The organism is Paenibacillus dauci, from assembly GCF_000971985.1.
Taxonomy (GTDB): domain Bacteria; phylum Bacillota; class Bacilli; order Paenibacillales; family Paenibacillaceae; genus Saccharibacillus; species Saccharibacillus dauci.
Genome location: NZ_LAQQ01000002.1, coordinates 506,852 through 521,463 on the forward strand (window position 1 = coordinate 506,852; position 14,612 = coordinate 521,463).

The 14,612-nt window shown below is 50.6% G+C and carries 9 protein-coding genes; 7 read left to right on the forward strand and 2 right to left on the reverse strand.

The window, feature by feature from the left end; translation table 11 throughout:
* Nucleotides 1-419 precede the first annotated feature (419 nt).
* Nucleotides 420-2,708 (forward strand): helicase C-terminal domain-containing protein, encoded by a 2,289-nt coding sequence (locus tag WH46_RS16565; protein ID WP_046227581.1) that lies wholly within the window; start codon nt 420-422, stop codon nt 2,706-2,708.
* 111 nt (nt 2,709-2,819) lie between these two features.
* Nucleotides 2,820-3,671, forward strand: a complete 852-nt coding sequence (locus tag WH46_RS23500; protein WP_052714268.1) for an alpha/beta fold hydrolase — start codon at nt 2,820-2,822, stop codon at nt 3,669-3,671.
* A 249-nt stretch (nt 3,672-3,920) separates the two neighbouring features.
* Here WH46_RS23500 and WH46_RS23505 read toward each other — a convergent pair whose 3' ends face one another.
* Nucleotides 3,921-6,509: an S-layer homology domain-containing protein gene (locus WH46_RS23505; protein ID WP_052714269.1), complete on the reverse strand. Its 2,589-nt coding sequence runs from the start codon at nt 6,507-6,509 to the stop codon at nt 3,921-3,923.
* 340 nt (nt 6,510-6,849) lie between these two features.
* Here WH46_RS23505 and WH46_RS16590 point away from each other — a divergent pair, with 340 nt between their 5' ends.
* From WH46_RS16590 to WH46_RS16600, 3 genes are read left to right on the forward strand one after another with little or no spacing between them, the layout of a single operon-like run.
* Nucleotides 6,850-7,356, forward strand: coding sequence for a MarR family winged helix-turn-helix transcriptional regulator (locus tag WH46_RS16590; RefSeq protein ID WP_231584371.1), 507 nt, complete (start codon nt 6,850-6,852; stop codon nt 7,354-7,356).
* Nucleotides 7,349-9,085: an ABC transporter ATP-binding protein gene (locus WH46_RS16595; RefSeq protein WP_046227583.1), complete on the forward strand. Its 1,737-nt coding sequence runs from the start codon at nt 7,349-7,351 to the stop codon at nt 9,083-9,085. The genes WH46_RS16590 and WH46_RS16595 overlap by 8 nt, the downstream gene beginning before the upstream one ends.
* Nucleotides 9,082-11,043 carry an ABC transporter ATP-binding protein gene (locus WH46_RS16600; RefSeq protein WP_046227584.1) on the forward strand — a complete coding sequence of 654 codons (1,962 nt, stop codon included), beginning with the start codon at nt 9,082-9,084 and terminating at the stop codon, nt 11,041-11,043. Before WH46_RS16595 ends, WH46_RS16600 begins: the two co-directional genes overlap by 4 nt.
* Nucleotides 11,044-11,195: 152 nt before the next feature.
* Here the strand turns inward: WH46_RS16600 and WH46_RS16605 are convergent, their stop codons facing one another.
* Entirely contained in the window at nt 11,196-12,062 is an 867-nt protein-coding gene (locus tag WH46_RS16605) for a YitT family protein (protein WP_046227771.1), read from the reverse strand.
* A gap of 452 nt (nt 12,063-12,514) precedes the next feature.
* Between WH46_RS16605 and WH46_RS16610 the strand changes: the two genes are divergently transcribed.
* Both WH46_RS16610 and WH46_RS16615 read left to right on the forward strand, forming a co-directional pair.
* A complete protein-coding gene (locus tag WH46_RS16610) occupies nt 12,515-13,417 on the forward strand; it encodes a diacylglycerol/lipid kinase family protein (RefSeq protein ID WP_046227585.1) in 903 nt (300 codons plus the stop codon).
* Nucleotides 13,418-13,633: 216 nt separating this feature from the next.
* Nucleotides 13,634-14,587, forward strand: coding sequence for a nucleoside hydrolase (locus tag WH46_RS16615; RefSeq protein WP_046227586.1), 954 nt, complete (start codon nt 13,634-13,636; stop codon nt 14,585-14,587).
* Nucleotides 14,588-14,612 lie beyond the last annotated feature (25 nt).

A 14,612-nucleotide genomic window follows, 5' to 3' on the forward strand; every position in this document is an offset into this window, starting at 1 on the left:
CTTACATTCTTGAAGTGGTGCTTACAATTGTATATGGATGGCAGACGGTATTCCGTATGATTTGCTACATTCTGCCCCAATAAACAGCCAGCCGACAGCAGATTAGGATGTTGTTTGCAGGCTTAACGAAACAGATAAGCGAAATTCCATATTATCCATCTTTTGCTATTATATAAGAAACCAATAGTATGGTCGAACAGCAGATAGTCAAAGGGCAAGCAATAGACGAATAGGCTGACTTGTCTGGCATATACGAATCATGGCCAAGTGCATCCAATGCCTGCGAACAGATTGTATTGACGTTGTATGAGATAATAAAGGGTACAACACTATCATAGTGAGGATCGACGACAAGACATTCGGAACCAACCTATAGATGTATGGATATCAAGCAGGCATCGCGAAAGGAAGACACCAACATGACAACAATCATCGACATTCCTGTTCGTCCGCTGGTCGAGTACGTATATCGTACAGGCAGTATCGAATCCGGCTTCCGGGTCGCCCAGTCGATGCAGGAAGGCACAAGGATTCACAAGCAGATTCAGCAAGGATACGCAGAGCATGGGGAAAAGGAAGTCCATCTCAAAACCGAGATTCCCTATCATGACCTGCTGTTCCGGATCGAGGGACGCTGTGACGGATTATGGGTGGATGAAAATGGACTTCTGACCATTGACGAGATCAAGTCCACCTCGATCTCGGCCGAAGATATCGGCGATGGCCGGGAGGTGCACTGGGCACAGGCGCAGATGTACGGCTATATGCTGGCTCAGGACCGGGAATTGGAGCAGGTACGCATCCAGCTCACCTATGTACACAAAAGCAGCGGCAAGGAGACCCGTCTGGAGCGTATACGTACACGTCAGCAGCTGGTCGACTTTACCATGGATACGATCGCACAGTATGCACCCTACGCCGAGATGCTGGCTGAGCACCGACGCAGACGCAATGCAAGCATTGAAGAGCTGGCTTTTCCCTTTTCGGGTTATCGTTCCGGGCAGCGGCAGTTTGCCGGAGCGGTCTACAAGACAATCGGCGAGCAGGTAAATCTGTTCGCCGAAGCGCCGACAGGAACAGGCAAGACGATCTCGACGCTGTTCCCAGCGATCAAGAGTATTGGCAGTGAACGCGCCGAGCGCCTCATGTATATTACCGCCAAGACAGTTACCCGTGCCAATGCGGAGGATGCGTTGCTGCGAATGCAGACGAACGGACTGCATCTGCACGGAGTGACGATCACCGCCAAGGACAAAGTCTGCTTCTGTACGGCAGATGGAATCAAGGGACGGGAGAACTGCGCGTATACCGACGGTTATTATGACCGGATCAATGGAGCCATTCTGGATATGCTGACCCACGAGACGATGATGACACGGGAAATTATCGAACAGTATGCACGCAAGCATACCGTTTGTCCGTTTGAACTTTCGCTGGACGCATCCTATGCTTCGGATGCAGTTATCTGTGACTACAACTATGTATTTGACCCGAGGGTATCGCTCAAGCGTGTTACCGACGATCAGCGCAAAAGCACGGTACTGCTCGTCGATGAGGCACACAATCTGGTTGACCGCGGACGCAGTATGTTCTCGGCAGCACTCAACAAGTCGGACTTTCTCGATCTGAAAAGGGATTACCAGCATTCTGCGGAATCGCTGTCCAAGATTGCCAGTGCAGTCAATGCGTATTTTATCCGCCTGCGTAAGCAGATGGGAGAGAAGAATTTTATCCAGAGCAGGGAAGCACCGGAAGAGATTTTCAAGCTGCTGGAAGAGTTTACGATTCGCGCCGAAGTAACACTATTGGAACAGGGGAACAGCGGCGGAGATACAGATCAGCTGCTGGAGACGTATTTCGCCGTGCAGGCTTTTCTGCGCATTGGACGAATCTACGATATGGAGAGTCATATTACGTATGCCGAGATGGATGGCAGCAATGTGCTGCTGCGGATGTTCTGTATTGATCCGTCCCTGCAGCTGCATCAGACTGCCAAAGGATACCGCTCGGTGATCCATTTCTCTGCTACCCTGTCTCCGATCGGATATTACCGGGATATGCTGGGTGCGGATGAAGAGGATTACAATATCTCGATTCCATCCCCATTTTCACGGGAACAGCTGGAGGTTCAGATTGTTCCACTCTCGACACGCTATCGGGACAGGGAAAAGACCCGCGATGAGCTTGCCCGCCTGCTGGCTGATCTGGTCAACAAACGCCCGGGGAATTATCTGGCCTTTTTCCCGTCGTATCAGTATATGCAGGATGTGGTTAGCGTATTCGAGACCCTTGGTGCCGATACGGATGTGCTGATTCAGCAGTCCAATATGGCAGAAGAAGAGCGCGACCGGTTTTTGAATGCTTTTCAGAGTGATAACCAGCGGACCCTGACCGGATTCGCGGTGATGGGCGGTATTTTCAGTGAAGGGGTCGATCTGGCAGGGGACCGCCTGACCGGCGTCATTATCGTTGGTGTCGGGCTGCCGCAGCTTGGACCGGAACGCGAGATGATCCGTGAGCATTTTAGCAAGGGAGGACACAGCGGCTACAATTATGCCTATGTGTATCCGGGAATGAATAAAGTACTACAGGCAGGAGGACGTCTGATTCGTACCGAACAGGATCGAGGGCTGCTAATGCTGGTCGATGATCGATTCCTTCAGCGCCCGTATGTACAACTCCTGCCACCGGAATGGCGTCCGGAGTAGGTTGGGCTGGCTATGTAGCATTTTTGGCTGCCCGGTGTAGAGGAATAGGTGAAGACAGGAAGTGTGTGAGAGGATACTCACGTACAAACGGGAAAGCCGGAAGGAGAACATATGATAGCAGAGATCAATGGCATACCTCTCTGGTATACGGATGAGGGCAAAGGAATACCGATTGTACTGCTGCACGGAGGACCGGGTGCCTACGATTATATGGAGCCAGTCGCCCGCCTGCTGGATCAGAAGCCTGTACGGGTGATTCGCTACGATCAGCGTGGTAGCTGGCGCTCGGGCAAGACAGGCTCCTATGATCTGGATACATGGGTGGAAGATCTGGATCAGCTGCGAATTCACCTTGGTATTGAACGGTGGAAGGTATGCGGTCACTCCTGGGGTGCATCGTTGGGGCTTGCCTATACAGCTCGTTATCCGAGTCATGTAGATGCTTTGATTTATATGTCTGGTACCGGACTGGATGCGGCATGGCAGGAGCCGTATCGCCATAACCGCCTGGCTGCGATGAATGAGCAGGATCGGCAAGAATATCTGCTTCTTCGCTCCAAGCGTGATACATTAACCGGAGACGCCTGGCAGCAGACCGCCGATCGTATGCGCGAACTGAGTGTAAGGACCGATCTGGTTCGGCAGGATCAATATGACCGGCTGCCCCGGGTAGATGGGCAGTATGTGAATAATATGGTAAATGACCAGCTGGCAGCGAGCACAGCTATGTACTTTGCTTCCGATGACTGGCGTGAGGCATTTTTGCGTCTCAACGTTAGCGTGCTGTGTATTCATGGAGACCGCGATCCGCGCCCCGGTTCTTTTATAAAAGAATTCGCGAATCAGATGCAAAAGGGGACGTTTATATCCATACCGGAATGTGGACATTATCCCTGGCTGGATCAACCAGATGAACTGGGCCGTCAGCTGCAGCAATTTTTGCTTTCTAATGAAGAGAGATAGGAGATCCGTATAATTTGATGCTGATGCTGATGCTGATGCTGATGCTGATGCTGATGCTGATGCTGATGCTGATGCTGATGCTTGGTATTTGGTGTTCCACGCTTTATGCTTTGTACGATTCGATCATTGCAGCTTCTATACTGTATCTTTTAAAAATGCATATGCAAAAAACCTCCTTTACCGTACATGTATTCATGTGGGTAAAGGAGGTTTTTGTCTTTCTATATTCTATTGCTTACAGGAAAAGTATTAATGAGAAGCTTTGTTGATTGCATCGTAGGCCCAGTGCTTGGTCGATACATCTTTCCATGAAGTGGCTGTAGTCGCCGTATCCGCAGGGATATCCTGCAGATGATTCAGTACAGTAACGACTTCGGCACGGGTCACCGGTTTGTCCGGATAGAACTTGCCATCCGGATAGCCCTGCATCCAGCCGGCGTTCAGTACCTGCTGAATATAGGCAGCAGCCCAGGTGTCATTCAGATCGGATGCCTGTGCGGAAGCAGTGTTGTCCACTGTAGTATCCAACTCTTTCCAGCGTGCGATCAGGGAAGCCAGTTCGGCACGGGTCATTGCTTTGCCCGGTTGGAAGCTGCCATCTGGATAGCCTTTCATCCAGCCGTAGGACTGAATCAGCTGAATACCACCGGAAGCCCAGTACGTGGATGGTACATCTTTGAACGAAGTGCTTGCTGCACCTTCGGATTCGCTGCCATTCAGCAGACGTTCCAGCATAACCGACAGCTCGGCACGGGTCACCTGTTGATCCGGACGGAATGTTCCATCCTGGTAACCCTGCACATATCCACTGGTGGATACGGTTTTCTTGACGGTACTATCAGACTTGGTACTGTTACTGCGCTTGGTGTCTGTAGCAGGAGCTTTCTCGACAGAAGAAGCAGATGGAATCACATCATCCAGACGGGAAGCTCCACCACCGCTGCCGCCATCAGCAAATACCGGAGTCGGTGCACCCGGATCTGCCGGCACCACAGGTACGAATGGGAAAGTAATCGTCACTGGTGGTCCTGGAGCGATATAGGTGTCAGACGTTGGTGTAGACGCAGGCACAGGAAGTACAGGTGTTGCTCCGATTGGAGCAGTCGTCACCGGTGCCGGGAATTCGGATTCCGGCGCAGATGATACAGGTGCAGGAACAATAGCTGGCCCGGATGGCTCAGACGATGTTGGTGTCTCTGCGGCAGGCAGTTCTTCCGGCTTTGCTGCCGGAGCTTCGGCTGCAACGTTAACCTGCAGCGTATACGTTTTGTATTTGCCGTTTGGCGCAGTTACCCGGAACTCCAGCGTAGACAGATTGCTACTCAGCGGCTCGGAATATTTCAGCAGCTGTGTACCGTATACCTGATCGGTTACAGAGACGCCGTTTACAGATAGAGTTGTATCCGGATCATACACACTGGCAAATACAGTCACATGATCCGCACCTGCGTTCATATTAACTTCATAGGAAGTTACATCACGCTGGAACGAAGGAGCAAGTGACCCATTTTCAAGCGAAAGGGAAGTTAGCTCGGTTTTGCGGTCAGGTGCCTGGGCATGAACCGTAAATACTTTCTCCAGCATGCCGCCTTTTGGTCCGGTAGCGCGTACCCGGATCGAGTAGCTATTCACACCAGGTGTAAGGGGTGCAGCGGTCTCCAGACGGTTATTGCGAATCGCAAAATAGCGGTTGTCTTTGTCATTCTCGCCGTTAACGAGTGTGTAGATCATCGGTGCATACGTATCCTCTGTGACAGCGGAGAATTGACCAACTGCTGTTCCCGGCTGTGCATCCCAGGTCAGTGTGTCACCGGCAAGCGTCACATCGGTAGGCGCATCATTCATGGCTGTTGTATAATCCGCATGGATGGCAGCCAGTGCACCATTCATATCCGGATCGACACTGCTGTAAAAGACCAGTTCAGTTGTCTCGCCCGGCTTCAGATTACCGGCATCAAACGCCAGTGTCAGCCAGTCATCGGAAGCCTGTGCAGCAATATGCGTACCACCGCCTGAGCGGAATGCCGGTTCGCTGTAAGGGTCGCGGCTGAAGCCGACAGAAGCCTGGGCGCGCGGGTCGCTGGCTACATACATAAATACATTGTCACTCTTGTTGCCAATGGCTGCGACAATCGCATCGGGATCTTGTGGTGGGTTGGAAGGTACCCAGTTGATGGTGCTGTTATCGCCGTTCAGATCAGCATCCATATCAGGGTCGAGGAAGCGCATATAGTGAACATCGTAGACGGAGGCGGTTACGCTGGTGTTAGTGAGATGAATAGTCGTTTTGTAAAAGGGGTCTCCTGGTTTGAACGAAATCGTCTGTTCTACTCCGATCGCTTTATCCAGTGTGGTACCGGATGTTTTGGCGGCAAGCTGTTCTTCGGTAGAGATATCTTCCGTAGTGCCTGGTACTTCGTTACTGCCGTTTTGTTCTTCCGTGGTAAATGTCTTTGTGCTGGTTTTTGGTCCCGAACGGTAACCGACCGTGAATCCTTCGGATGGACTGCCTGGCAGCACATAATCGCCACTGGTCATATCCTTGCCTGTATCGTAACCGTCGCTGTCGGTATTCAGTCCAATGCTCTTGCGAAGCGTCCCTGGATGGAATCCGGCAGGACTACTGGTAGATGTACCCAGCGTACCGCTTCCCGAGATGCCCAGTTCAATATACGAACCGCCCAGATAAGTGTCTCTACCTACCTGTTCATGCCGGCCTAGTGCATCGGCGTGAACATTTATAGGAAGAGAGGGCAGCAGCAGCAAGACAGCCAGCCAGCCGCAGACGCGCGGTTTGAGGGATACGTGATGATGCGAACGCAGCCTGCTTCTTCTCATATTCAATTAACCTCCTTCGTATCATAAGAGTTGCATAAATCTGCAAGTGCTCTATTACTGTTTATCGTAAAATATCTGTTATTTTTAACATTTATCTGGCAAAAAAATGAGATTAATCAAAATTAGCAGGGCTTAGTTCCATTATATGGTAATAATATGGTTTGACTGTAAATATTTTGGTAGCAAATATTCTTAAATTGTAAGAATAAGCTTAAAATGTGGTGAAGTAATGGTATTATATAACTAATGATTGACAAGGATTTAATGAGAGTTATAAAATTAGGTAACCTAATAAATAGCTTAACTAAATAATAGTATATAGATCTCGGGGTGAATGACTGTGGATGAAGAACTGAAGTTTGAAGGAATATCACCAATGGGTGAAGAATTGTTGCGTGCATTCCGCCTGTTCCGCAGAGCGGATTGGCGTCAAAAGCCGGTCGCCGGATATAAGCCGAGTGAAATCATGGCCCTGATCTGTATCGGTAACCAGGAGGATTGCAAGAGCTGCGGGATTCAGGTATCTGAATTAAGTCGCATGCTACGTGTCACGTCTCCGACTGTAACCCAGTTGATCAAAGGAATGGAAAACGACGGCTTGGTCGAGCGGAATATGGATCAGACGGATCGCCGTGCTGTTCGTGTAACCCTGACGGATAAAGGCGAGACGATCATGGATCAATCGCTGGCTGTATTCAAAACCTCGTTTGAAGGTCTGGTGGATTATCTTGGCGAGGAGGACAGCCGCAAGCTGGCCGAGCTGCTGGGACGCGTATTTGAATATTTTCAGGAACGAGTATTTGAACCGGTAGAGCCTGCCCATAAGGGAGATGGCTTCGGTGATTAAACTGTTCCGCCAGATGCAGCCTTATTATCCATTAATAGGGCTCATTCTGGTACTTACTTTTCTGCAAACGATGTCGGAATTATTTCTGCCGACGCTGATGGCGGATATTGTGGATACCGGGATTGCCGCCGGTAACACACCGTATATTTGGCGGATCGGCTCGTATATGCTTTTGTTTGCTGCTGTCGGGATGCTGTGTTCTATTGCGGCGAGTTATTTTTCGGCCAAAGTCGCGATCGGATTCGGACGTGATCTGCGTAGTCGTGTCTTTGCGCATGTAGAGAATTTCTCGCTGCAGGAATTTGACCGGATCGGTACGGCTTCGCTCATTACGCGCACAACCAACGATATTACCCAGCTGCAGCAGGTGCTGACGATGATGCTGCGCATGATGCTGATGGCTCCGCTGATGATGCTGGGCGGTCTGATCATGGCGATCTCCAAGCAGGGCCAGCTGTCGCTGATCTTCGTAGTGGTTATTCCGGTACTCGGACTGGCTATTTTCCTGATCGGTCGCAAAGGAATGCCGCTGTTTAAGGAAATGCAGACCCGCCTGGATACACTGAATATGGTAATTCGCGAGAATCTGACCGGTATCCGTGTTATTCGCGCCTTTAACCGTGATCGTTATGAAAACAAGCGGTTTGATGGTGCCAGTCGTGGTCTGGCCGATACAGCGATTAAGGTTAACAAGCTGATGGCGCTTATGATGCCGGTGATGATGATCGTGCTGAACTTCTCGATTATCGCGATTATCGGTTTTGGCAGTGTGGAGATCAGTTATGGACGGATGCAGGTCGGGGATCTGATGGCCTTTGTCCAGTATGCGACCCAGATCCTGTTTTCTTTCCTGATGCTGTCGGTTATTTTTGTCATGGTACCGAGAGCTTCGGCTTCGGCAACCCGGATCAATGAAGTGCTGGATATGCAGCCGGATATCGTAAATCCGGTGCAGCCGGTACAGCTGAACAATGATTCCCGGCAGCCGGTTACGCTGAAATTTGACGATGTTACCTTTCATTATCCCGGCGCTGAACAACCGGCGCTGGAGCATATTTCATTCGAAGCCAGACGAGGTGAAGTGACTGCCATTATCGGGGGAACCGGGTCGGGCAAGTCTACGCTGGTGAATCTGATCCCGCGCTTCTACGATGTGAGCAGCGGCCGGATCGAGGTGCATGGAACCGATGTCCGCGAGCTGGAGCAGTCTGCATTGCGGGCACGGATTGGCTATGTGCCGCAAAAAGCGCTGCTATTTACAGGCACCATCGCTGAAAATATCCGCTATGGTCATGAATTAGCGACCGAGGAAGAAATTGCTCATGCTGCACGTATCGCGCAGGCAGAGGACTTTATTTCGGAGATGCCACAAGGGTACGAGTCGGAGATTGCCCAGGGCGGTTCCAATGTGTCCGGTGGACAAAAGCAGCGTCTGTCGATTGCCCGGGCGTTGGTACGTCGTCCGGAGCTGTATATTTTTGATGACAGCTTCTCGGCCCTGGACTTCAAAACGGATGCCCGGCTGCGTGCTGCCCTGCGGGCAGAGACGACCGAGGCAACGGTGCTGATGGTTGCCCAGCGGGTCAGTACGGTGATGGATGCCGACCAGATTATTGTATTGGATGAAGGCCGGGTTGCCGGTATTGGCACACACCACGAATTGATGGACAGCAGCGAAGTGTATCGTCAGATCGTATCTTCCCAGCTGTCCGAGGAGGAGATCGCATGAGTGAATCAACAAGACGCCGCTCTTCCGCGAAACCTCCGGGTGGACCGATGGGCGGACCGGGTGGCCCTCCCGGTATGTCGATGCCGGGAGCCAAACCCAAAAATTTCAAAGGTACCCTGCGGCGCCTGACTGCTTATCTCAAGCCGCACTGGATGCCGCTGACCGGCGTGTTGGTCGCAGCTATTCTCAGTACGCTGTTCAGTATCTTATCGCCGCGCATACTGGGGCTGGCAACCGATGAACTGTTCACCAGTGTAACCGGTGGCCGCGATATTAATTTTGATTATATTTTTCGTCTGCTGCTGATGCTGGGTGGACTGTATCTGTTCAGTTCACTGTTTTCCTACTTGCAGCAGTATTTTATATCCGGGGTTGCCCAGAATACCGTCTACGAGATGCGCCAGGAGGTCAAAGGCAAGCTGACCCGCCTGCCGCTGCGTTACTATGATCGGCAGACACACGGAGAAGTGCTGAGCCGGGTAACCAATGATATGGATAATATCAGTACTACCCTGCAGCAGAGTCTGACGCAGATGATTACGTCGATCGTTACACTGGTCGGGGTGATCGTCATGATGCTGACACTCAGTCCGTTGCTAACGCTGATCACTGTACTCACGATTCCGCTCAGTCTGATCGTGACTATATTTGTCGCCAAGCGTTCGCAAAAGCATTTTGCCGGACAGCAGGCGGCATTGGGACGTCTCAATGGTCATGTGGAAGAACTGTACACTGGTCATCCGATCGTCAAGGCATTTGGCCAGGAACGCAAAGCCGTCCAGGAATTTGATACGCTGAATAATGAATTGTATGATTCCGGCTGGAAAGCGCAGTTTATTTCCGGTACGATTATGCCCTTAATGAACTTTGTCAGCAATATCGGCTATGTGCTGATCTGTGTCGTCGGCGGGATTATGGTTACGCGCGGCAGTATCGGTATTGGTGGGATTCAGGCCTTTATCCAGTATGCGCGCCAGTTCTCCCAGCCGATCACCCAGCTGGCCAATATCTCGAATATTATCCAGTCGGCGATTGCGTCGGCAGAGCGGGTATTTGAGGTGCTGGACGAGCAGGAAGAAGAAGATCATCTGATCCAGGCACAAGTGATAGCAGCTGATAAGGGGAAAGGCGAGTCCACTGCATCTGCAGTAGGGCAAGCAGGGACAACGCAATCAGCGGTAGCACAGATACTATCACCAGCAGCGCGACCGGGCTTCCGGGCCAATGTGGATTTTGAACATGTACAATTCGGCTACAAGCCGGATCAGCTACTTATTCAGGATATGAATATTCATGTGGAAGCCGGTCAGACAGTAGCAATTGTCGGACCAACGGGTGCCGGCAAGACGACACTGATTAATCTGCTGATGCGGTTCTATGAGCTGAATGGTGGACGCATTCTGATTGACAGTCAGGATATCAAGGAATGGTCACGCAGCGAGCTGCGCAGCCTGTTCGGTATGGTACTCCAGGATACATGGTTGTTTGGTGGTACAATCCGCGATAATATCGCTTACGGCCGTGAACATGCGACCGAAGCGGAGATTATGCAGGCTGCTGAAGCAGCGCGGGCGGATCATTTTATCCGTACGCTGCCGGAGGGTTATGATACCGTGCTGAATGAGGAAGCTTCGAATATTTCACAGGGTCAAAAGCAGCTGCTGACGATCGCCCGCGCTATTCTGGCGAATCCGTCGATCCTGATTCTGGATGAAGCGACGAGCAGTGTAGATACACGAACCGAGGTGCTGATCCAGCAGGCGATGAATGAACTGATGAAGGGACGAACCAGCTTCGTGATTGCTCATCGCCTGTCCACGATTCGTGGAGCGGACCTGATCCTCGTCATGAACCATGGCGAAGTGATTGAGCAGGGAACGCATGAGGAGCTGCTGGAACGCGGCGGATTCTATGCCGATCTGTACAACAGCCAATTCTCCGGACAGACAGCCGGCTGAGAATAGCAAGCCTGCTATGAGACACACTAAAGTGAAAATATCGATAAAATAGCAGAAAGTTATCCAGCTTTCACTGATTGGATGCCAAAAAAGCCCCCTTGATACGATATCAAGGGGGCTTTTGCTATAAAGATAGGGCAGAGATGATGTGATTAGTGGATACTCTTCTTCTCGAAATTCCCGCCGATTACTTCACTCACATGTTCTACCGCGAGGAAGGCTGTCGGATCCACATCATGTACAATATTGCGCAGTTTGGCGAGTTCCAGACGGCTGACGACGCAGTAGATGACCTGGGTGTCTTCCTTGGAATAACCGCCTTTGGCATACATAAAAGTAGTGTTGCGTCCGAGACGGTCCATGATCGCCTGGGAGATTTCTTCGTACTCCTGGGAGATGATCGTGACCGATTTGGATTCTTCCAGACCTTCGACGACAATATCCATGACCTTGGCTGCAATATAATAGGTGAAAATGGAGAACATTGCAGAATCCCAACCAAACACGAATCCGGCAGCAGCAAAGATAAATACATTGATAATCATAACGATCTGACCGACCGGCATGTGGAACTTCTTGGATAATAGGATAGCCACGATCTCGGTTCCATCGAGCGAGCCGCCGAACCGGATGACGAGTCCAATCCCGAAGCCGAGGATAACGCCGCCGAACATGCTGGCGAGCATCTTGTCATCGGTGAGTGCCGGCACATGGTGCAGAAAAGCAGTCATGAAGGACATCACAGCAATCCCGTATAAGGTAGAAAAAGCAAAGGTCTTCCCGATCTGCTTGTAGCCGATAACCAGGAAAGGCACGTTAATAACAAAGATGAATATACCGAGCTGAATCGAAGACAGCTCTGATAAAATAATCGAAATACCCGTGATTCCGCCATCAATTACACTGTTCGGAATCAGGAAAATCTCCAGGGCAACCGCCATCAGCACGGCACCTGTAGTAATAAAAATGAACTTGGCGAGCAATTGGGCAAAGCTAAGCTTACGGTGTTTTCTTGGCATACGCAATCCTCTCTCTCCAGTAATGTAGGCAGGATTGTTGATTAATTCCATAAGCGCTGCAATAGCATTCCTGCTGATCACCATGCGGGTCGCAGGCCGGGCCAAGATACAAGAATAAAGTAAATACAGTTCAGATGTTTGAACACCCCTGTAATATACGTAAATATACTGTAGACCCGATAGCGGCTGTATCGAACTATTCAACAATATTTACTTATCTCAAATTAAGAATGATAAGCTACCTATATAAATTATATCATAAAAAAAGCTGCAAGCCCAATAAAAAGCAAAATTCAATCAATTTTTCGCAAAAAAGGCGAATTTCATGACTAATTCCCATTATATCTCACCCAATCAATGAAAATATACAGAAATGTCTTGAAATCGTTTACGATTTATAAAAATGGTTTTACAACTTTGCTATTTAATAGGAGAGACAGGAGGAATATACGATGTATACAAGAGGCTTATTTATCTATAACGGTAATGCAGGTTCGGTAGACAGCACCCAGGTCGGAGATGTACTGGGTATTCTGTCGGCAGAATTGCCGGAACTAAGTGTACGGCGCACGAGCGAGCCAGGCGAAGCCGAGCGAATCTGCCGCGAAGAGGGTGAGCAGTATGATGTACTCTATATTCTGGGCGGAGATGGTACGGTACATGAATGTGTAAACGGATTGGCTGTGCTGGAATCACCACCGGTAATCGGGGTACTGCCAGGCGGAACATGCAATGACTTTTCCAGAACGCTCTGGATGCCGCAGCAGCTGCCACGGGCAGCAGAGGTGCTGAACGAACGGCGTACCCGTACGCTGGATATCGGCACGGCGAACGGACATTATTTTACCAACTTCTACGGGATTGGTCTGATCTCCGAGACGTCACAAAATATCAATTCGGATATCAAAGGTACTTTTGGCAAATTGGGCTATTTCCTGAGCACCCTGCAGACGGTCCGTACCGCAGAGCCGTTTCAGTTTGAAATGAGCCATGACGGAGGAGAAATCGCCGGTGAAGCGGTTATGATCTATGCAGCCAACGGACGTTATCTGGGTACCAATCCGCTGCCGTTTCATGAGGAATCGCTGGAGGATGGGCTGCTGGATGTACTCATTATCCGTGAAGCAGGACTGCCGCTGCTACGCGAACTGCTCAGCCGCAAAACGCCGGGAGAATGGAGTCCGGAGAGCAGTACGATCGAATATATCCAGACGAGCCGCCTCACGATCCGCACATTGCAGCCGATGCCTGCGGATACCGATGGAGAGATTTATCTGGAGACGCCTGCAGAGCTGGGGGTATTGCCGGGCAAGCTGACTTTTCTGGTTGGAGAACAGCCGGTTTCAACCTGGTAAACCAGTATCTACAGCAGCGAATCAGGGAACTGACTCTGGCGATTCTGTATACTATCCCCCATAATAGGAGAAAGCAAGGCAGAGACGAAGCGATCCTGTACCAGACATAAAAAGATGGATAAAAGAGAGCGCTTATATGGATAAAAGCGCTCCTTGGTCCGGTATGATGCAGAATCGTTTCGTCAATCAGTATGAAAACTGGGGGAATAGAACAATATGTCACAGATTCAATCCGTATACTTTAATCATGATGCCGGTGTGGATGATCTGGTATCGCTGTTTATGCTGCTGCAAATGGATAATGTGCGCCTGACCGGTGTCTCGGTTATTCCGGCTGATGGTTATCTGGAACCGGGAGCTGATGCCAGCCGCAAAATTATCGACCGTTTTGGTCAATATGCACCGGAGACGGCCAAGTCCAACTCCCGTGGCAAAAATCCATTCCCGCCGGCCTGGCGTATGCATACTTTCTATGTAGATGCACTGCCGATTCTGAACGAATCCGGTACGATGGAAGCGCCGCTGTCCGACCTGCCGGCTCATCGTCATATGATTCGTCAGCTGCTGGCGACTGAAGGCAAGACGACGCTTCTATTTACCGGACCGCTTACCGATCTGGCGCGTGCGCTGGATGAAGCACCCGAGATCGAAGAGAAAATCGAAAAATTGGTCTGGATGGGTGGCGGATTCGAACGCGGTAATGTGGATGAACCCGAGCATGATGGAACAGCCGAATGGAATGTATTCTGGGACCCGGAAGCGGCGTATCGCGTCTGGCAGAGTGGGATCGAGATTGATCTGGTTGCTCTGGAGAGTACCATCAAGGTACCGCTGGATCTGAAGATCCGCAAGCGCTGGGCTTCCGAGCGCCGGTATGAAGGTGTCGATTTCCTCGGCAACTGCTATGCCTGCTGTCCACCGCTCGTGCATATGGAGAATAACTCCACCTATTATTTCTGGGATGTGCTGACAACGCTGTCGATCGGCAAACCGGAACTGGTGAGCAAAAAGACAATCAACTGTATTGTGATCCCGGACGGTCCTTCCCAGGGCAGAACGGTAGAACAGGCAGATGGACGCCCGGTGAATCTGGTCTATGATACCGATCCGCAGGCTTTCTCCGACTATATGATTGCACTGGCTCAAAAGGCAGCACCTGCGCGGTACTGATTGCTGCAGCAAATAGTCGAACTCC